Raw genomic sequence first — 19,617 nt, 5'->3', positions numbered from 1 at the left:
ATGCCGCAAATTTAAGATTAAATTTTTTAATTTGCGTACTTTATAGTAGAAAATTAAAAAATCTTAACACCAGAATAACCAAAATACTGAAAATCAAATAATTAAAAAACTTAACATAAAAGTATTTATATTAAATTGTATTAATATTTCATTTTCTCATATTTCAGGAACTCGATTTTTCTCTCTGATTAATAGTCTTTTATATTTTTTATATTAGTTCACCATACAAGTCAAATTCTTCTGCTGAAGTAATCTTCACATCTGCAAACTCCCCAATAGAAATATAGGTATCTTCTGCTGAAACCAGAACCGTATTATCTACATCCGGGGAATCATATTCTGTTCTTCCTATAAAGTAGTTTCCTTCTTTACGATCGAAGATACATCTAAACACTTTTCCTACTTTTTCCTGGTTTTTTTCCCAAGAGATCTGAGACTGCAATTCCATAATCTCTTCTACTCTGGCTTCTTTTATTTCTTGGGGAATATCATCCTCCAATACATAAGCTCCTGTATTTTCCTCATGAGAATAGGTAAAACATCCTAATCTGTCAAATTTCTGTTCTTTCACCCAATCTTTAAGCTCCTGGAATCTTTCTTCAGTTTCTCCCGGGTATCCAACAATAAGGGTTGTTCTGATGGCCATATCGGGAACTTTTTCTCTGAATTTACCTAAAAGAGCATCCGTTTTCTCGTGGGTAGTTCCTCTTTTCATTGATTTCAAAAGATCAGAATTGATATGCTGAAGAGGAATATCTATATAGTTGCAAACTTTGGGCTCTTCACGGATAATATCCAAAACATCTTCCGGGAAACCGCTTGGGAAAGCATAATGAAGACGAATCCATTCTACTCCTTCTACTTTCACCAATTCTTTTAATAAATCTCCTAATGCACGTTTTTTATAAATATCCAGACCGTAATAAGTAAGATCCTGAGCGATAAGAATTAATTCTTTAGTTCCTTTTTTGGCCAATTTCTGAGCTTCAGAAACCAACTTCTCAATAGGAGTGGAAACGTGGCCTCCTCTCATCAAAGGGATTGCACAGAAAGAGCACGGTCTGTCACAACCTTCAGAAATTTTAAGGTATGCGTAATGTTTGGGAGTTGTGGTTAATCTTTCCCCTACTAATTCATGCTTGTAATCTGCTCCCAAATGCTTTAACAATATCGGAAGATCTCTTGTACCAAAATACTGATCTACATCCGGAATTTCTCTCACCAGGTCCGGCTTATATCTTTCGGAAAGGCAACCTGTAACGAAGACTTTTTCAACCTCACCTCTGTTTTTGGCTTCAACATAATCCAGAATGGTATTGATGGATTCTTCTTTAGCATTATCAATAAATCCGCAGGTATTAATAACAACAATATCTCCACGGTCTTCATGAACCACTTCTTTGCCGTTGGCTTTCAGCTGACTCATTAATACTTCGGAATCATATACATTTTTGGAACACCCAAGTGTAACTACATTGATTTTCTTCTTCCCTACAGATTTTGTACGCATCTTTTTGATTTTGAGTCTGCAAAGATACAAAATATTAAAGAGTAAAGATTACAAAAATAAAAACCACTTTAAAAAAGTGGTTCTCAATAATATACTTTAAAAATTTTTTTCTTTAAATCCAGGTGCGTTCTGGTCTTTTTCCGAAAGAACAGCGTCTTTATCTTCAATTTTCCAATCGATCCCAAGATCAGAATCATTAAATTTTACGCTTCCCTCTGATTCTTTATTATAAAAGTTATCGCATTTGTATGAAAATACAGCATGGGTGCTCAAAACAGAAAACCCGTGCCCAAAACCTCTGGGTACATACAACTGTAATTTATTTTCAGCAGTAAGTTCAATTCCAAACCATTTTCCAAAAGTTGGAGAATCTTCTCTAAGGTCCACAGCAACATCCCACACACTTCCTTCGAGACATGAGACTAATTTTGCCTGTGCATGCTCTCCTTTCTGAAGATGCAGTCCTCTCAATACACCATAGGAAGACTTGGAAATATTATCCTGAACAAAATGCCCGTTCATTCCCGTAAGTTCTTCAAATTTTTTTTCGTTGAACTTTTCAAAAAAATAGCCTCTTTCGTCTTCGAAAACGGTAGGTTCTATAATATAACAATCTTTAAGTGGGGTTTCTTTGATTTTCATGTTTATAGGTTATATTTTTTTTTCAGACTCCATTTTAATCCCAAATATACTCCACCTGTCGGAATAAATATAATTAAAACAACAGCCCAAATTGGAAGTTGCGAATGAATTAAAAATATATTAATAATTAATTGACATAATGCATACACAAAACTTACTATTAAATGTGAAACTTTTTTCTCATTGGCAAAAAGCTGATATAAGTGTCTTCTGTGGGCTTCAAAAATATTCTCCTTCAATAATAAACGCTCTATAATGGTAAGTACTACTTCCATTCCATAGATAGCCAGTAGCAAAATATATTTGTATTCCCCAGTTTTCATGATTAAAAGAGTAATAAGGCCTATAACCCAGAACCCTATTCCCATACTTCCCACATCTCCTGCAAAACACTTAGCTTTTTTTCTGAAATTAAAGAACAGAAATACAATGCAGGCCAATATAGGATAATATATAAAATTATGATCTGTAAATTGAATCACTTCTCTATTGATATATGCCAGTGAACTCAAGGTAACCAAACTGTATAATCCTGTCATCCCATTAATCCCATCCATAAAATTGTAAGCATTCAGGGTACCAATAATTACGACAAATAATATGGGCCAGGCCCAAACGGGCATTAAAGTAAATGCTCCGGTAAAATAGAGTAACAATATAACTGAAATCAAATGTACTGATAATCTGATCTTATTAGATAAAGTTCTGATATCATCAATAAAACTGATTGTACAGATGGACAGCAAGCCTAAGCCAAAAGACCAGTAGTTTTGTATAGCTTCATTTACATTAAAAAAACAGAAAATAATAAATGCTATCGGGAAAATAATTCCCCCTCCTCTTAAGGTAATCTGTGTATGTGCACTTCGATGATTGGGTTTATCAATAATATTGTATTTATCTGCTATTTTGAAATAAATGAGTATTGATACAAATAATAGTAGTGTTACAAAAATATATTCCATTATTTTGTTTGAAAACTTTTTATAGTCTTTGTTAATCCTTCTTCAGCTGAAACCGGCAGCTTTGAAATTTGTAAGGCTTCTTTAATTTTAGCATTAGAGACTGCATAACTTTCGGTAAGTTTTTTTAATCTCTCGGAATTCAGTGGCAATTTAATTTTATCACCCAATTTTGCAATAGAAATAACCAACCCTTTGGAAATTTTCAATAGTTTAGGTTTTCTACCGGATGTTTTGCTTATAATTTGTATAAGTTTATTTGTGGAAATAAAATCATCATCAGCAAAATTATAAATTCCTGAGTTAATATTTTTATTTTTAAGAATTTGTAATATTAAAAAATTAAGATTATCAATACTTAGAAATGATCTTTGATTTTCAAAAGAAGCAAGTGGCCATGGAATCCCTTTTTCTACCACTTTGTATAATAAATTTAAATTGCCTTTATTTCCTGGACCATGGATCATACATGGTCTAATAATAAAAAGTCTTTTCCCTGTTGGAATTTCTTTTGATAAGAGATATTCTTCTGCTAAGAGCTTAGATTTTCCATAAGGTGTTTTAGGATCTGAAGAGTGATTTTCGTATAGTACTCCATCCACTGTATCCGCGGTAGCTTTTACGCTACTGAAGTAGAAAAAATCTTTAATATCAGAATCAATAAATTCATCAAAAAGTTTTTTTGTTAACTCTGTATTAATTTTAAAATACTCTTCATCAGCAGAAGTATTAGCTGTGTCATGAGCTTTTCCTGCAAGATGAATCAAAGCATCAAAATTTCTGGAGAGCTTCCAGTTAGCTCTTAAGGATATTCCTATTGAATTACACTGATTGTCCTCAAGATATTTGAGTAGGTTTTTTCCTACAAATCCCGATGCTCCGGTAATGATAACATTCATTTTTTTGAGATTATTTTTTCAAGATTCGAAATACATTCTTCCATTTTATAATTTTTCTCATAAAATGATTTTCCGTTGAGACCCATTATATTTAGCTCTTCCTTATTCTTTTGAGCAGCCTCTGCTATTCTCTGTGCTAATTGGCCTCCATCTCCCGCAGGCACAGTAAAGCCACAACCAGCTTCTTTTATATTTTCAGCACCTTCTCCATTTAACATTGCCATAATGGGTTTTCCTGAGCTCATATATGCCTGTACTTTAGCTGGTACAGTTAGGTTAAAGATTGGATCATCTTTAAGACTTACCAATAATATATCCGCAGCATTAAAAAAAGAAGCCATAGCCTCAACAGGAAATCTTCCCATTGTATAAACAGTTTCCTGTAAACTATGTTCTTTAATAAAATCGTGAACGAATGACATTTTACGACCATCTCCTACCAAAATAATCTTAATATCAGTATTTTTTTTCAGTTGAAGTGCAGCCTGCATAATACTTTCCATATCCTGCGCTTCCCCTATATTTCCGGCAAACATCACCTTAAATCCATCGGGAAGTTCCGGAATAGCATATACAAGATTTCCTGAAGAAATAGTGTCTTCGGCCCAATTAGGAAAATATTCAATCTTATCTTCGTAATTTCCTTTTTCTAATATTGATTTTTTAAATCCTTTAGAAGTAATCAGTATTTTCTCAGATTCATTATAAAACTTTTGAACCATTTTGGTAAAAAAGTTCAGAACAAGTTTATTCTTTACTCCACCTGCTATTTCTAAACTTTCTGGCCAAAGATCCATTACCCAAAAATAAATGGGCGTTTTATGTATTTTTTTAATGGTTAAAGCAGGATAGAACTGTGTAATCGGAGAAGGTTCGTGAACAATAATTGCATCATATTTTTCCCGAGATGATAATTTTCTAGCTTTTAACGAAGCAAAAAAAGCCCAGCTAAAATAATTGAGAAAGATTCTTATTCCTCCCCCTTTTCCCCGAGGTAATAATAGTGCTCGAATGACTTTTACTCCATTAATAATCTGTTCTCTATTTTCTGAAAAACTGTATCCATCATAAATTTCCCCTTCAGGATAATTCGGTATACCAGTCAAAACAGTAACTTCATGCCCTCTTTTCTGAAGTTCAAAGGCCATATCATTACTCTTAAAATTTTCAGGATAAAAATATTGGGTTACAATTAATATTTTCATTATTTTTTACTCCAAACCACTCTGTTAATATAATCGGTATAGCTTAAAATAATTCTTACCATTTTTTCTGATACATTTGGCATAGAATAGTCTGATACTTGTCTATAGTTTCTTTCTTTCCCAACTTTCTGTTGCTGAAGCTGCGCCAAACCTTGTAAAATTCTATCTGGCGAAAGCCCTACCATCATTACCGATGCTTCTTCCATTGCTTCAGGTCTTTCATGAGCTTCTCTAATATTCAGTGCTCTGAAATTCAGTATTGAAGATTCTTCTGAAATGGTGCCTGAATCTGAAAGCACAGCAAATGAACGCATCTGCAAAGCATTATAGTCATGGAACCCCAGTGGTTTTAAAAATTGAATTTCAGGGCGCATATCAATCTGCATCTTATCAATCATATTTTTGGTACGCGGATGTGTAGAGACAATGATTGGATATTGATATTTTTCTGCAATAGCATTTAAAGATTCCATTAATCCTCTAAAGTTTTTCTCAGAGTTTATATTTTCTTCTCTATGCGATGAAATCACAAAGTATTTACCTTCTTGTAGGTTTAATCTTGATAAGACATCTGAACTTTCTATTTGAGGGAAATAATGATTTAATACTTCAAACATTGGAGAACCTGTTTTGATAATTCTATCAGCAGGAAGCCCCTCTCTTAAAAGGTATTCACGAGCTATATCAGAATAGGTTAAGTTGATATCCGCTGTGTGATCCACAATCTTACGGTTAGTTTCCTCAGGCACACGCTGATCAAAACATCTGTTTCCTGCTTCCATATGGAAAATTGGAATCTGACGTTTTTTTGCAGGAATAGCGCACAAACAAGAATTAGTATCTCCTAAAACTAAGAAAGCATCTGGCTTTAATTCTTCTAAAAGAGGATCAATTTTAATAAGAATATTTCCGATTGTTTCTGTCGCAGTTTTCCCTGCTGCTTCAAGGAAAAAATCAGGTTTACGAAGACCTAGATCCTCGAAGAAGATTTGATTAAGTTCATAATCATAATTCTGTCCAGTGTGGACAATAATATGTTCTACTGCTTCGGAAGCATCCAAAGCTGATAATACTCTTGATAATCTTATAATTTCTGGTCGCGTTCCTACAACCGTCATTACTTTTAATTTTTTCATCAAACCAATCTTACTTTATAATTTATACTTCTAGGAAATAGGTATCTGCATCTTCAGGATTAAATGGTTCATCAATCCAAAAAATAGTATATAATTCTTCTTCTCCTATGTTTTTAATATTGTGTGTATACCAAATTGGCATATCTACATAAGCAGGCTCTGTTCCATCTAAATAGAAATCCATTACTTCATCAGTATCAATCTTTCTCAACTGAATCAAAGCTTTTCCTTTTATTACAGCAAAGCGTTCTATTTTTCGGGTGTGATAGTGGTTACCTCTTGTAATTCCTGGTACTGTAGTTGAAAATGAACACTGTCCACCAATTCCTAATCTGATTACTTCTACGAAAGCTCCTCTTGGATCTGTATGTTGAGTAAATTTAACAGGATAACGTTCTTTATGATTGATATAAGAACGATAAGTATTGAATAAATTGTGTTCAAAATTATCTTTCAAAACAGGAATTTCTCCACCATCAAGATATTTAATTTTAAAATCGTTCAATAAAGCCAGCACTTCCGATACTTTTTTGACCGCAGTTGCTTCAACCAATAATTCGGGTTGGCTTTTCTCTGAACGAACTTCAGTAATAATTTTCATTACAAGCTCCTGAACGTAGATCAGCTTTACTTCACCATCATTGTCAATCTTTGGAGTCTCACCAGATGTTAACTGGTGGCAGAAAGTAGCTATAAACGAGTTATAAAATGGTTTACCAAAAGCACCAAACACATTAGGAATAATTAAGCCTGTTACTTTCCCTCCATTTTCATTAGCCCAATTTACAATAGCTTCCCTTCCTTCACGTTTTGACTTTCCATAAAGGTTGTCACGCTCTTCCTGTGTAGATGATGAAATTAAAACATGAGCTTTAGAATCTGTTCTTTTTAATGAATCTACTAATGTCTTAGCTAAAGTAATATTTGTCTCATAAATTACTTCCTGGTTTTCGTGACGATTCATTGCAGCTAAATGTACAATAACATCACATTTCGATACGAAAGCATCTAATTCTGATTGATTTTCAAAATATTCTTTCTGAAAGTCAACACGTTCGAATTCTTCAGGAAATAGACCTAAAGTATTATATAAATGACGACCAACAAAACCATTTTGGCCGGTAATTCCTATTTTTTTCATAGTTTAATATTAAAATGATTCAGAGGAAAACGGTATTCATCTTTGATTTCTCCTAGTCCATAATTAGCCAGAACTAATAATTTACTACCCTCTTCTTCTGCTTTGATCGCGGTAATACAACCCGCTTTTATATGAAGAAAATCCAGTGTTTCAGGAGTAAGTTCATAATATTGAACGTCTAAATCTTGTGAAGGATTATTAAAATCATCCACTTCAACAACAGCAATTCTAAAGCTTCCTTTGATACAAGAAAACCAACGCTGCTCAATAGCATGGCCTTGCCATCCTCTTACAAAGTTGATGTTTGCATTTTCAATGATATAAATTCTTTTGACAACAGAAGCATCAAAATCATTATTAAATCTGATTACCCCTCTTTCGTCTTCAAATTTATTTCCTTTAGTAAGCATATGTTTTTCCCTTTATCATTTTTAAAGAATAAAATTATCCGGATTTAGTAAGGATATTGCATTACATCTTCTCCGAAAACTTCTTTACGTATTAAAGGTAAAGAAGAAACTAATTTTTTAAGTCCTTCCACTCCTTGTTGTTCAGTATTATGGGAATGATAATCTTCTACTTTAGAAATATCTTCTTCTCCTTCGGAAAAATATTTAGCATAATTAAGATCGCGATTATCTGCAGGTACTCTATAGAAATCGCCCATATCTTCTGCTTTCAGCATTTCCTCACGAGTACATAATGTTTCATAAAGTTTTTCACCATGGCGTGTTCCTATTACTTTGACTGGAACCTCTTTTCCTGTTAGTTCAATTAGGGCTTTAGCCAGATCACCAATACTTCCTGCAGGTGCTTTATTAACAAATAAATCTCCTGGATTACCATTTTCGAAAGCAAACAATACCAAATCAACCGCATCTTCCAAAGACATGAAAAAACGTGACATATTAGGATCTGTAATGGTAATAGCTTCTCCTTTTTGAATCTGATTTAAAAATAAAGGAATCACTGATCCTCTTGAAGCCATTACATTTCCATAACGTGTAAGACACACCACAGTATCTGTAAGGTTTCGAGCTTCTGCAACTGCTACTTTTTCCATCATGGCTTTAGAAATTCCCATTGCATTAATAGGATAAGCAGCCTTGTCTGTTGAAAGACAAATTACTTTTTTCACTCCATTGGCAGCAGCAGCACGAATAACATTCTGTGTTCCTTCTACATTTGTTTTCACTGCTTGCATTGGAAAAAATTCACAAGACGGAACCTGCTTCAAAGCAGCAGCATGGAAAATGTAATCTACACCACGCATTGCTGGTTCTACTGAATTATAATCACGAACATCTCCGATATAATATTTAATTTTTTCACTTTTGTAAAGGTTTCGCATATCATCCTGTTTCTTTTCGTCACGAGAGAAAATACGAATCTCTTTAAAATGATCTGTTGCTAAAAAACGATTAAGCACAGCTGTTCCAAAAGAACCTGTGCCACCTGTGATCAAAAGTGTTTTATTTTGAATTTGCATAATTATTTTCTTAATAAATTTTCTTTTTCTTCTTTAATTGGATAGTTAATCAAAACTGCCTTATATTTTCCTTTAAACACGAATAAACTTCCAGCTGCTACTCCAATAATCTCATGTTTATCAATAACTTTTTTGATATCTTCCAGGCTTCCTGCACCTCCTAGTACAGTCATAGGAAGTGATGTTTTTTCTCTTGCTTTATCAATTAAGGACATGTCATAACCTTTCATTACACCATCCTGGTCTATGGAATTGATTACGATTTCACCAGCTCCTAATTGCTGCGCTTCTTCAATAAATTTAAAAGGATTAATTCCTGTTGCTTTTTTCCCATTATGGGTATACACTTCATATCCCCCAAATAGCTTCTTCTTCACATCCAATACCACAATCACACTCTGAGCACCTACTCTGTCAGCTATTTGGGTAATAAGATTAGGATTATTTAGCACTGCGGAAGACAATGCAATTTTTTCAATTCCTAACCCAAAAATTTTCTGAGCCTGCTCAACAGTTTTTACACCTCCACCATAGCACAAAGGCATTCTGGATTGATTAGCGATTCTCTCAATAAGACTATAATTAGGCTCCAAACCTTTTGTTGTAGCATCAATATCAAAAATAGCGAGCTCGTCTACTTCTTTTTCATTAAAGATCTTAACAGCATTGATAGGATCCCCAACATATTTAGGGTTTTTGAAATTAACAGTCTTTACCAAACCATTATCTTGTATCAATAAACTTGGTATAATTCTCGGTCTAAGCATCAGTATTAGAGTTTAGCAAAATTGTGAAGTAATATTTCTCCATAAGAATGGCTTTTCTCAGGATGAAACTGAATTCCATATTTATTTTCGTGATGAGCAGCTGATGCGAATTCACCACCATAATCTGTAATCGCCATAATATCTTCTGAATTATTACATTCAAAATAATAAGTATGTAAAAAGTAGAAAATGGCATCTCTTTCCAGCCCTTTGAAAAGATCAAGATCTTTAACTGGTTTTACATCATTCCAACCCATATGAGGAAGACGTGTAACCTGTTTGATTTTATTCTCATCAAACTTTCTAACAGTGGCATCTATCCATTTTAAGCCTTCCAGGCTTCCTTCATCACTTTTATTAGCCATCATTTGCATTCCTACACATATTCCAATAACTGGGATTTTTTTCTCAAGAACCAATTCGTCCAAAGTATCCCTCATTCCTGAATTATTAAGTTGTGACATAGCATGATCAAAATGTCCCACTCCCGGAAGGATCAGTTTTTGAGCATCCAGCAAATCTTCTTTTGTCTTTGCAATTTTTACAGGGATATCCACCCTTTTATATACATTGACGAAGGCGTTGATATTTCCAACGCCATAATCTATAAGTGTTATCATCTGAATAATCTTTTTTCCAATCCGAGTTTTTGCATTGCTTGAGCTCCGAATTTGATGATTCCCATTTTATTTTTATAATTTTTGTAGGTTTTATTCTCACCTTCAAATATCTGTTGTAGTTCTTCTGTTGTTAAGTCCAATTTATGAGCTACATATTCAAATTCTTTTTGTAGAAATTCTTCCGACAGTTCAGGTCTTGATACTCTGTCCAGAGCTTCTTCTCTTGTCATCTGTCCTGTAAGGATAAGAGATGAAAAATGTGCTTTTCTTTTCTGATAGCCGAATTTCCTAGGTAACCAGTAATCTTCATAAAATCTTGTAAATCTAGATTCATGATGCTTATGCTGGAAAGATTCCCAGCCGAATTTTGTTTCCAAAAGATTTTCTGCATCTTTTTTGATATACGGAATCAAATTAAGAGGTTTGAAAACTTCCATTCCATATACATATTTGTAATAAATCTTATAAGAAAGAATGTCAACTAATGGAAATGTTTTTAAAGGTCTTTTCCCAAATTTTGAATGAATATCTTTCACTAAAGTTGTATCAATTCCTGGGAAACCTCCCCATTCTTCTGGTTCACGACAACATTCTGTAGAAAAATTTCCACCTGTAAGTACATAATTAATTTTATGTTTTCTTGCGAACTTATATAATCCTGAGAAAAAGGCATAATCCTGAGGAAGATCTTGGTCTGAAATCTGAGATTTAAGAAATGCAACCTGAAGATCTTTCATTTCCTCCCAATTTATTACCTCTGTATAGAGGTCAAGATTAAGACCATTAATAAGTTTTTCAATATTTCCTACTGCTTTATCTGTATTCCATCCTGCATCTACGTGAAAGATCAATGGGCGAATTCCCATAATTTCTTTGGCAACGTATGCCGCATATGAACTGTCTAGCCCTCCACTAAGACCAATGATACAATCAAAATCTTTATTCTTACTTGTCTTCTTGATTTTATCTGCAATTTTCATCAGCTCATCGTAACCATGCTGATCAGTATGCCAATTGGGTTCTATATTTTCTTTAAAATTTGTATAATAATCACTTTCTCCTTTTTCGTTGAAAATGATATTAGGATCCGTAGTATCCATTATTGTTTTAGTACAAATTTGATATGGTCTATTATTTACCATTTTCAATATTATATTTGAGATTAATATTTAACTTTTTCAATTTGTTCATCAGAATTGAACCCTTTTATTATCCAGACCATTGTAATATATCGATAAATTATATCGGTATAAAAACTTTTGTTTCCATCAGTTGCAAAAACAAATTTTTCAACCGGCACTCTAAACAATGCTGAACTAAATAATTTAATCATTAATTTAGAGAAAATAGTTTTAGTACTATCTATCTTACTATCCATAGGCATTAATAGATTATATAAGGAATTATTTACCAATTCAGGTTCTTTTTCCTTTAATGTTTTTAAGCTATATCTACCTAATTCAATATATTTAATTCTCCAATAATGAGGAAGAATATTACTATCAAAGTGAATTAATTTTGCTGCAGGACAAAAAACGATCCTAATTCCAGCTTTTTTTAATCTATATCCGAAGACTTCATCTTCAGAACCGTATTTTTTTAACCCTTCTTCAAAAAGTCCAACCTTAAAAGCATCTTCTCTTTTACAAGAAGAACCACCGCCTGCAAAAAAATTACTAGGTAAATCTGATAAATTGATTCCCTCCATATATTTGTCAGCACGATAGCCTATTGCTCTACTCTGGATAAAACGTCCAAAATTTGTCTTATCAAGATCTTCTAGTTGATAAGTAACATCACTAACAATTGCTATATTTTCATTATTATTCGCTTTGTAGAGGTTTATGTGCGCTTCAAGAAATGTATTAGAAATTAACAAATCATTGTCCAGAAACATTAATATATCACCTTTAGAAGCTCTAATTCCAACATTTCTAGTTGTTGCTAATCCTAAATTGGTCTGATTACGAATATATTTCACATTTTTTGATATTGACACATAATTTTGGCAAAATTCTGGTGTCTTATCACTTGAGCAATCATCCACTATAATAACCTCATAATTTTCGATTCCAATACTTTGGTCTTCCAAATGTTGAAGACACTTATGAAGTGTATCTACGCGGTTATAGGTTGGAACGATAACGGATATGAACATAATTCTATATAATTTTTTTATTCTTGTTAATGTTTTTTATTCTCTTTTTTGGAGGGCTATTTTAATGTTTGCTCTTCTCCATTTTTGATTTTCTGTACAAAAATATCTAAATTATTAGTATTAATTTTTTTATTATCGATATTTATATTTTGAAAATACACCTCCATATTAGATTTTGCACTATAGCTATTTCTAATTGGATTTTTATTATTAAATAGTTTAATATTTTTAATATTAATTGTTCCTTTCAATGGTTTTATATACTTGTTATAACCTCTATCTACATAAAAGTCAATTCCTTTATTCGAAAAATAGTCAACAAAGTTATTAACATCTATTTTCACACGATCAAGCTGATTTCCCTGCAGATTATCTAAGGCAAAAATAAGTCCGCTATCTGCATTATTATACGTGATAATATTGTCTAAAGAAATATTATTAATATAATCAGAGGTGTTATTAGGCTCTATGTCAATTCCCGATTGAGGAATAGTACCATTGGTATTTGCTATAAGACTATTTTTAACTAATATGTTTTCACCTGCTACAATTGATATGCCGTTTCGCCTATTATTGTCAATTACCGCATAATTTATTTCAATTTTCTCTGAAGGTTTATTTAGATTTCCAATGTAAATACCATCTCCCCACATATTAGTAATAGTGGGATTATATATTTTTACATTTTTACTATTACGAATAAAAAAGCCCATTCCCCACTCTCCTTTATCTCCTTGATGTTTATCTCTATCACCGACTAAGTTTGCAAAATATACATTAACATTTTCTACACCTTCAATATAAAGCATCCCATATAATTCTTCTTTATTAGGTTGCAATAATAATTTAGAGTTCTCTTGAAATAAAACATACGAGTTCGATGATAATCTTAATCCACCAAAATCAATCATAACTGGAAAGTCTGGAAGAATAATTTTTTTATTATCATCAATTCCCTTTTGTAAGTATTTGGTATAGTTAACATCCCCTCTCTTAGAAAAATCCTTCGGCAAGTAATCAGTAAGATCTTTAGCGTTTGTAAATAATGTGGACTTTATTTTTCTAATTTCTGTCTTCTTATCAAGTGCAGGAAGAAATGACCTATCTATTTTTTTATACTGAAACTGAGCAAAAATATTAAGTGGTAATACAACGAAAAGAAAAAAAATAATCTTATAGTTGGTGTTACTTTTCATATTAATTTTTTTGAGGGGTTATTTAAATATCTATGTACATCCATCGCATGTGAATACTTCCTTGTTTCTAGCAAATTACTTACCGTTTTTGTTGCCTCTTTAGCCAGTAAGCTAAATTGATCATAATTATCAAAAATCTTTTTTAAAGATAAAACAATAGATTCTGCAGATTTGGGCTCTATTTCTAAGCAATTTTTTCCATCTTTCATTAAAGAAGGTATCCCACCTACAAAGGTAGTAATGATAGGTGTTCCATATATCATAGCTTCATATATGGTTCTTGGAAAACCTTCATGATAAGAAGGTAATATATAAATATCTGAATTTAAAAAGTAACTTTTAATTTCCTGTGTATCAAAAGTTGCCCCTTTAAAAGATACCATATCATTGATGTTTAAATCATCAGCTATTTTTTTTAGTTCTTCAAAATATTCACCATCTCCAACCAGGTCTACATGAAGTTTATGTTGTAGGTGTTTCAATTCTGATACCGCATTAAGTAACTCTATAATTCCTTTATCATTGGTCATACGTCCTAGATAAAGGACTTTATAAGTATCTTTTTTTGTGTATACTCTATCTTCTATGATATCATTTTCTGTAAGAGTAATCATAGGTCTCATAGTATAGGCAATTTTTTTTCCAACAATGGTATTGATGTTGTCTGTGAAATAATCAGCTACACAAAATGCAACAGCAGCTTTTTTATATATTAATGATGGGACTTTCCCTTGCATGTCATCCACACCTCTTACATATAAACCATATTTCTTACCCAATATATTGCAAATAAAAGCAATATACTTAAAGGCCGTAGGATAAAAAATGTATATAAAATCGGATTTCACGATTTCAGGAATAACTCTGAGATAAAGAAGTATATAATTAAGAATTTTATTAGATTTTCTATATAGCCCTTCAACCTTTAATCCATGTTTATTAAGTTTATAAACATGAATATTATTCGGTTCATCCATGATTTGCCCATAGAGTGTAACTTCAGAACCTAAATCTTGTAATTCCTTAGCAAATTCACCTGTATTCTTTTCTACAGCAAAATCATCATTTACTTTGGTAATTTCTGCGTTTGGGATAATTAATACTTTATGCTTTTTCATTTCTTAATTGAATCTAAAAATTCCAACAAACTATCAACATAAGTATCAGCATTAAACTTGATCTGGGCTGTATTTATTGCATTTCTACCAACAAGCAGAGCTTCAGTTGGATGATCTTCAATAAAAACAATTTTGTTTGCCATAGCTTCTAAGTCTCCTACCTCACACAAAAATATATCATACTCGTCTGTGACATAATCGGAAATTTCTCCTGCCTTAGTCGCTATTACCGGAACACCAGACAGCATATATTCTCCTAATTTTGTAGGAAAACCACCTGATACATATTTTGTAGGAGTTGTTATTAAGCATTCTGCTCCTGCAAGAATTACCGGAACCTCTTGAATTGGCTTTCTTCCTAAAAAGAAGATATAATTCTCCAGCTTATTTTCCTGAATATATTTTTCAATGTTTAGGCATTCAGGAAAATTTTCACACAATATTTTATAATCGCCAATTAAATATAATTTAAAAGATTTTTTTTGTGATTTATTTAAATATTTATGAAAAGTAATGACACTGTCTAATAATCCATCTCGATTATGTACTCCAAATGTAAGGCTAACATATTTTTCCTCTTTCTTTTCAATTTTCACATCTGAAAATCGATTAGGATCAATTGTCATTGGAAGAAGAAATACATTTTTGGAAATTTTAGAATAAAAATCTTTTAATGTATTTGAAATGACTATAAAACCATCAAACAAAGATAAGTTCATACGTTCCATCAATTGTCTAACCCGTGACATTTGGAAATACCCATACGGATATTCAGTCTTATCAATTACGAATGGTATTGAAGCTAAAAATGTAAACAGTTTTACAAACAAATTGGTAAGTATATTATCATGATAGGATAATACTACTTCTGCTTTTTTATTAAAAATAAATTTTTTAATATGATACAATCCTGAGAATCTAAAATACAATTTGTCTAAAATGTTACCATTATAATATTTTTTATCGGAGAGAAAAGAATAATTTACTCCTTCAAAGACTCCATTATCCGGACATTCTATATGGGCAGGATACACCATTAAAACATGAATATCTATTCCCTTTTTTGCCAAAGCTTTGCAATAGCTGTGAATCCTTAAAGACGAAACATCCTGTATTGGAAAATAATATGAAGCAATCAATATAATTTTCATGGTGAACTATAAATAAGATTAGATTCAATTAATGGATAATAGGTTAATTTTAGAGTACTAAAAGCAAATTGATACAATACGATAGAATACATACCAATCAAAATTAACCCCAGAATAACGCGTAAATTAATTTTTTTATAACTATAAAATAAATACAAAATTAGAAATAATTCCAACGGAAATAACACTCTGAAAAACCTTCCAAAATCTGGAATAAAGAAATATAAGGGTATGTATATAAGTGTGATTATATTTATTTTTTGAAATAAAGTGATAACACGATTCTTTTCCGGTGATAAAAGGAGTTGCTGTTTTTTAGTAAAATGAATAAATAGTAATAATGCTAATACAATTATTCCATGACTCATAGCAGGTCCAATAGGACTATCTCCGGTTGCATAATATTTTATTTTACCTGCAAGAAATTCGCTATTAATCAATGATATGAATAGTGTCATTGATGTAGATAATACTAAAACAATACCCATTACAAGAATAGAAAGCTTTTTAATGCTCAATTTATTTCTCAAAACAAGCAAAAATGCAAAATAAAATATTCCTGTATTATGGAATGCAAGTGCTAATAACAGTACAATTAAAGACTTTACTATTAAGTATTTTGGATTTTTAAATAAAAGAGCTAAAAACACAAAAAATAAAACATTTGCCATATAATTACGCATAAAAACGTAATCCATGATGAAAATAATAAAATATAAAATAGCAAACACTGCAGGATAAGGGGACTTATTTGTAAAATACATAATTAATCCCAAAATGACAAAAGAATATATAATCATAAAACCCTGGAAATCAAAACCAAGGCTATAAATCCAATGATTAAATATATTATATCCTATTTCAACATTAAGTGCATCAAGCCCAAATTTCCCTAGTGTATTATAAATATATTCGTATTGAAAGTAATCTCCGTTCCAAGTATTCCACCCCCAAAGCTGCCACATAAACAGGAAAACTCCTCCTGCAACCATTTTAGATTTAGGGAAAATAATACATAGTAATAAAAGGAAAACAAAAACTGCAAAAATCATAATCCTTTAATTTCTTTTTTATAATAATATAAAATTACCAATGCATACATTAAGCCTGATAAGATACGCGCAAAGGCTGCCCCTTCACCTCCATATAAATAAATAAATAAAATATTTGCAATGAGTAAAGTAAATCCAACAAGAAATGATGCATTTCTCAGTTCTTTCCCTTTTCCTTTTGCCAGCAAAAATCGGTTAAAGAAATCTCCTATTCCGTAAAATACAAATCCTATAGACAAATATTGTAGCATAACAATCGAATCAAGATACTCCTTTCCAAAAAAAACAGATACAATTGGTCTTGCTGCAAATATAATAAATAGCATAAGAAATGTACTTAATCCAAATGTAAGCAGTATCATTTTAGGTGGAATAAATAAACTTTGTGCAAAATTTTTAAATTGTGTTGTAGCAATAATATTAGGGATCATAGATAAAGGTGAGGCTAACAATGTGGCTAATGTGTAGTATCCCACTTCAACATTATTGACTCCAAAATGACTGATTAATATTCCTGATAAACTACTACTTCCTGAAGCAATCAAAGCTCCAAAATAAATATCAAAACCAAACTGTTTATTTCCTACCAATACTTCAGACAACCTTCTTCTGAATTGTTTAAATGTAGGTTTAACTTTTATGAAAACATACACATAAGCAATGATAAACGTAAGATAGTTAAGTAAAATAATACTGATAAGATCTATTTTTTTAAAATAAAAGAAAATGATCGCCAATATAATCGTTAAAAAAATTTTAGGAAGCAGTCTTGACCATGATAAAAGATTAATTTTGTTATCTCCGGGAAGAAAATTTTCATTTAATGTGGTCAATAGATACACCCATGAAAACGGAATGGAAATTAACAATACTTTAAATAAACTGCCTTTGTCAATATTTTCAGAAAAGAAAGCATATCCAATTACTGATATTGCCATGATAATAAAAAGTATGACTACAAAGAAGCTGCCTACCAGATAATATCCTCTTGCTCTACTCGTATCATTAGTGATGGCCACCAGACGGGAAATAGTATAAAATATCCCAAAGTTGAAAATTATTTGGCAAAAACTATAGATGTTAAATAACAGTGCATAATCACCATATACATCCTTTCCTAAGATTCGAGTTAAAAGAGAATTAGTTACAAAACCTAAAACAAGCCCTACTACAGTAGAAACTAATAACCAGAAGGCTTGAGTAATATTTTCATTTTTATAACCTTCTCGAAGGAAGTTAATTAATTTCATCATTATAAACGGGCTACATTTTTGGATATTTTTATAATCTGATTACATCCTCTTGATCTACAAACCCTTTTATATCATAAATTACTCCACCTTCAGCCAGATATTTCTTAAAGTCAAAATCTGCAAATTCTTTATGGGCAACAGTTAAGATAATAGCATCATATTTTTCTTCAGGGACTTCATTATATATAGATAAACCATACTCATGCTCCACCTCGGAAGGGTTTGCCCATGGGTCGTATGTAGTTACCGCTAACGAATAATCCGAAAGTCCTTTTATTACATCTACTGCTTTTGTATTGCGAACATCTGGGCAGTTTTCTTTAAAAGTAATTCCAAGATTTAAAACTTTACTTCCATTAACTTTAATATTTTTTTTGATCATTGCTTTAACGATTTGTGAAGCAACATACTCCCCCATTGAATCATTAAGTCTTCTTCCTGCCAAAATGATTTCCGGATGATACCCGTGTTCTTGTGCTTTCTGTGCAAGATAATATGGATCTACCCCTATACAATGCCCACCGACAAGTCCTGGTTTAAATGGTAAAAAATTCCATTTTGTAGATGCAGCTGCCAGAACTGCATGAGTATCAATTTTTAAAATATTGAAAATCTTTGCTAATTCATTTACAAATGCAATATTAATATCTCTTTGTGAGTTTTCAATTACTTTGGCGGCTTCAGCAACCTTAATAGTGGGAGCTAAGTGGGTGCCAGCAACAATGACTGATCTATAGAGATTATCTACAATTTGTCCTATTTCTGCGGTAGACCCAGAAGTTATTTTCAGAATTTTTTCTACTGTATGTTCTTTATCTCCCGGATTAATTCTTTCTGGTGAATATCCTACATAGAAGTCCTTATTAAAAACCAATCCAGATACTCTTTCAAGAACAGGAACACATTCTTCTTCTGTAACTCCAGGATACACTGTAGATTCATAGATAACAATATCTCCTGATGAAATTACCTTTCCCACAGTTTCAGAAGATTTATAGAGAGGAGTTAAATCTGGTCTATTATTCTTATCAACAGGGGTAGGAACAGTAATTATATAGATGTTTGCCTGCTTAATATCTTCAATAGTATTGGAGCAGAATAAACCATTTTCTTCTGTATCAAGAGGGTTTTTATCAATAAGAACAGATTGTAAAACATCATCCGCAACTTCCAATGTATTATCCTTCCCCTCATTTAATTCTTTAATTCGTTGTTCATTGATATCAAAACCAACAACAGGAAATTTAGTAGCGAATAAGCGAGCTAAAGGTAATCCCACATATCCTAATCCAATAATGGCAATTTTAAAACTTTTCAT

At 31.8% G+C, this 19,617-nt stretch carries 19 protein-coding genes; all 19 read right to left on the bottom strand.

Translation table 11 applies throughout. The features are described from left to right. Positions 1–208 precede the first annotated feature (208 nt). Positions 209–1,510: a 30S ribosomal protein S12 methylthiotransferase RimO gene (gene rimO, locus WH267_RS12900; protein ID WP_340008741.1), complete on the bottom strand. Its 1,302-nt coding sequence runs from the start codon at positions 1,508–1,510 to the stop codon at positions 209–211. Between the two features lie 96 nt (positions 1,511–1,606). Then, positions 1,607–2,152 carry a dTDP-4-dehydrorhamnose 3,5-epimerase gene (gene rfbC, locus WH267_RS12895; protein WP_340008739.1) on the bottom strand — a complete coding sequence of 182 codons (546 nt, stop codon included), beginning with the start codon at positions 2,150–2,152 and terminating at the stop codon, positions 1,607–1,609. A 2-nt stretch (positions 2,153–2,154) separates the two neighbouring features. Further along, positions 2,155–3,117 (bottom strand): MraY family glycosyltransferase, encoded by a 963-nt coding sequence (locus tag WH267_RS12890; RefSeq protein ID WP_340008737.1) that lies wholly within the window; start codon positions 3,115–3,117, stop codon positions 2,155–2,157. Next, on the bottom strand, positions 3,117–4,013 hold the full coding sequence (locus WH267_RS12885; RefSeq protein WP_340008735.1) for an NAD-dependent epimerase/dehydratase family protein: 897 nt from the start codon (positions 4,011–4,013) through the stop codon (positions 3,117–3,119). Before WH267_RS12885 ends, WH267_RS12890 begins: the two co-directional genes overlap by 1 nt. Beyond that, positions 4,010–5,218 carry a glycosyltransferase family 4 protein gene (locus WH267_RS12880; protein ID WP_340008733.1) on the bottom strand — a complete coding sequence of 403 codons (1,209 nt, stop codon included), beginning with the start codon at positions 5,216–5,218 and terminating at the stop codon, positions 4,010–4,012. The genes WH267_RS12885 and WH267_RS12880 overlap by 4 nt, the downstream gene beginning before the upstream one ends. Further along, the gene (gene wecB / locus WH267_RS12875) at positions 5,218–6,354 is read right to left on the bottom strand and encodes a non-hydrolyzing UDP-N-acetylglucosamine 2-epimerase (protein WP_340008731.1); all 1,137 of its coding nucleotides are present in this window, start codon (positions 6,352–6,354) and stop codon (positions 5,218–5,220) included. Before wecB ends, WH267_RS12880 begins: the two co-directional genes overlap by 1 nt. A gap of 22 nt (positions 6,355–6,376) precedes the next feature. After that, positions 6,377–7,495, bottom strand: a complete 1,119-nt coding sequence (locus WH267_RS12870) for a polysaccharide biosynthesis C-terminal domain-containing protein (RefSeq protein WP_340008729.1) — start codon at positions 7,493–7,495, stop codon at positions 6,377–6,379. Next, positions 7,492–7,905 (bottom strand): WxcM-like domain-containing protein, encoded by a 414-nt coding sequence (locus WH267_RS12865; protein ID WP_123318083.1) that lies wholly within the window; start codon positions 7,903–7,905, stop codon positions 7,492–7,494. Before WH267_RS12865 ends, WH267_RS12870 begins: the two co-directional genes overlap by 4 nt. A 44-nt stretch (positions 7,906–7,949) precedes the next feature. After that, on the bottom strand, positions 7,950–8,984 hold the full coding sequence (locus WH267_RS12860) for a polysaccharide biosynthesis protein (RefSeq protein WP_123318082.1): 1,035 nt from the start codon (positions 8,982–8,984) through the stop codon (positions 7,950–7,952). A 2-nt stretch (positions 8,985–8,986) separates the two neighbouring features. Further along, complete coding sequence (locus WH267_RS12855; RefSeq protein WP_123318081.1) at positions 8,987–9,751, bottom strand: AglZ/HisF2 family acetamidino modification protein; 765 nt, start codon at positions 9,749–9,751, stop codon at positions 8,987–8,989. Between the two features lie 5 nt (positions 9,752–9,756). Continuing rightward, complete coding sequence (hisH, locus tag WH267_RS12850) at positions 9,757–10,371, bottom strand: imidazole glycerol phosphate synthase subunit HisH (protein WP_123318080.1); 615 nt, start codon at positions 10,369–10,371, stop codon at positions 9,757–9,759. Next, the gene (locus tag WH267_RS12845; RefSeq protein ID WP_340008723.1) at positions 10,368–11,513 is read right to left on the bottom strand and encodes an N-acetyl sugar amidotransferase; all 1,146 of its coding nucleotides are present in this window, start codon (positions 11,511–11,513) and stop codon (positions 10,368–10,370) included. Before WH267_RS12845 ends, hisH begins: the two co-directional genes overlap by 4 nt. Before the next feature lie 20 nt (positions 11,514–11,533). Further along, positions 11,534–12,529, bottom strand: coding sequence for a glycosyltransferase family 2 protein (locus WH267_RS12840; protein WP_340008721.1), 996 nt, complete (start codon positions 12,527–12,529; stop codon positions 11,534–11,536). Positions 12,530–12,585: 56 nt separating this feature from the next. Further along, positions 12,586–13,725: a right-handed parallel beta-helix repeat-containing protein gene (locus WH267_RS12835; protein ID WP_340008719.1), complete on the bottom strand. Its 1,140-nt coding sequence runs from the start codon at positions 13,723–13,725 to the stop codon at positions 12,586–12,588. Beyond that, positions 13,722–14,843 carry a glycosyltransferase family 4 protein gene (locus WH267_RS12830; RefSeq protein WP_340008717.1) on the bottom strand — a complete coding sequence of 374 codons (1,122 nt, stop codon included), beginning with the start codon at positions 14,841–14,843 and terminating at the stop codon, positions 13,722–13,724. The genes WH267_RS12835 and WH267_RS12830 overlap by 4 nt, the downstream gene beginning before the upstream one ends. Further along, positions 14,840–15,994, bottom strand: coding sequence for a glycosyltransferase family 4 protein (locus tag WH267_RS12825; RefSeq protein WP_340008715.1), 1,155 nt, complete (start codon positions 15,992–15,994; stop codon positions 14,840–14,842). Before WH267_RS12825 ends, WH267_RS12830 begins: the two co-directional genes overlap by 4 nt. Beyond that, on the bottom strand, positions 15,991–17,046 hold the full coding sequence (locus WH267_RS12820) for an EpsG family protein (RefSeq protein WP_340008713.1): 1,056 nt from the start codon (positions 17,044–17,046) through the stop codon (positions 15,991–15,993). The genes WH267_RS12825 and WH267_RS12820 overlap by 4 nt, the downstream gene beginning before the upstream one ends. Beyond that, positions 17,043–18,299, bottom strand: coding sequence for an oligosaccharide flippase family protein (locus WH267_RS12815; RefSeq protein WP_340008712.1), 1,257 nt, complete (start codon positions 18,297–18,299; stop codon positions 17,043–17,045). The genes WH267_RS12820 and WH267_RS12815 overlap by 4 nt, the downstream gene beginning before the upstream one ends. A gap of 28 nt (positions 18,300–18,327) precedes the next feature. Further along, entirely contained in the window at positions 18,328–19,617 is a 1,290-nt protein-coding gene (locus tag WH267_RS12810; protein WP_340008710.1) for a nucleotide sugar dehydrogenase, read from the bottom strand.

Source organism: Chryseobacterium sp. MYb328 (assembly GCF_037572595.1).
Lineage (GTDB): Bacteria > Bacteroidota > Bacteroidia > Flavobacteriales > Weeksellaceae > Chryseobacterium > Chryseobacterium pennae.
This window is presented reverse-complemented; position numbering and strand designations above follow the sequence as displayed.

What these genes read in the sequence shown, in the direction of transcription:
- rimO (WP_340008741.1), bottom strand. Translation starts at nt 1,510, where the DNA reads ATGCGTACAAAATCTGTAGGGAAGAAGAAAATCAATGTAGTTACACTT.
- rfbC (WP_340008739.1), bottom strand. Translation starts at nt 2,152, where the DNA reads ATGAAAATCAAAGAAACCCCACTTAAAGATTGTTATATTATAGAACCT.
- WH267_RS12890 (WP_340008737.1), bottom strand. Translation starts at nt 3,117, where the DNA reads ATGGAATATATTTTTGTAACACTACTATTATTTGTATCAATACTCATT.
- WH267_RS12885 (WP_340008735.1), bottom strand. Translation starts at nt 4,013, where the DNA reads ATGAATGTTATCATTACCGGAGCATCGGGATTTGTAGGAAAAAACCTA.
- WH267_RS12880 (WP_340008733.1), bottom strand. Translation starts at nt 5,218, where the DNA reads ATGAAAATATTAATTGTAACCCAATATTTTTATCCTGAAAATTTTAAG.
- wecB (WP_340008731.1), bottom strand. Translation starts at nt 6,354, where the DNA reads ATGAAAAAATTAAAAGTAATGACGGTTGTAGGAACGCGACCAGAAATT.
- WH267_RS12870 (WP_340008729.1), bottom strand. Translation starts at nt 7,495, where the DNA reads ATGAAAAAAATAGGAATTACCGGCCAAAATGGTTTTGTTGGTCGTCAT.
- WH267_RS12865 (WP_123318083.1), bottom strand. Translation starts at nt 7,905, where the DNA reads ATGCTTACTAAAGGAAATAAATTTGAAGACGAAAGAGGGGTAATCAGA.
- WH267_RS12860 (WP_123318082.1), bottom strand. Translation starts at nt 8,984, where the DNA reads ATGCAAATTCAAAATAAAACACTTTTGATCACAGGTGGCACAGGTTCT.
- WH267_RS12855 (WP_123318081.1), bottom strand. Translation starts at nt 9,751, where the DNA reads ATGCTTAGACCGAGAATTATACCAAGTTTATTGATACAAGATAATGGT.
- hisH (WP_123318080.1), bottom strand. Translation starts at nt 10,371, where the DNA reads ATGATAACACTTATAGATTATGGCGTTGGAAATATCAACGCCTTCGTC.
- WH267_RS12845 (WP_340008723.1), bottom strand. Translation starts at nt 11,513, where the DNA reads ATGGTAAATAATAGACCATATCAAATTTGTACTAAAACAATAATGGAT.
- WH267_RS12840 (WP_340008721.1), bottom strand. Translation starts at nt 12,529, where the DNA reads ATGTTCATATCCGTTATCGTTCCAACCTATAACCGCGTAGATACACTT.
- WH267_RS12835 (WP_340008719.1), bottom strand. Translation starts at nt 13,725, where the DNA reads ATGAAAAGTAACACCAACTATAAGATTATTTTTTTTCTTTTCGTTGTA.
- WH267_RS12830 (WP_340008717.1), bottom strand. Translation starts at nt 14,843, where the DNA reads ATGAAAAAGCATAAAGTATTAATTATCCCAAACGCAGAAATTACCAAA.
- WH267_RS12825 (WP_340008715.1), bottom strand. Translation starts at nt 15,994, where the DNA reads ATGAAAATTATATTGATTGCTTCATATTATTTTCCAATACAGGATGTT.
- WH267_RS12820 (WP_340008713.1), bottom strand. Translation starts at nt 17,046, where the DNA reads ATGATTTTTGCAGTTTTTGTTTTCCTTTTATTACTATGTATTATTTTC.
- WH267_RS12815 (WP_340008712.1), bottom strand. Translation starts at nt 18,299, where the DNA reads ATGATGAAATTAATTAACTTCCTTCGAGAAGGTTATAAAAATGAAAAT.
- WH267_RS12810 (WP_340008710.1), bottom strand. Translation starts at nt 19,617, where the DNA reads ATGAAAAGTTTTAAAATTGCCATTATTGGATTAGGATATGTGGGATTA.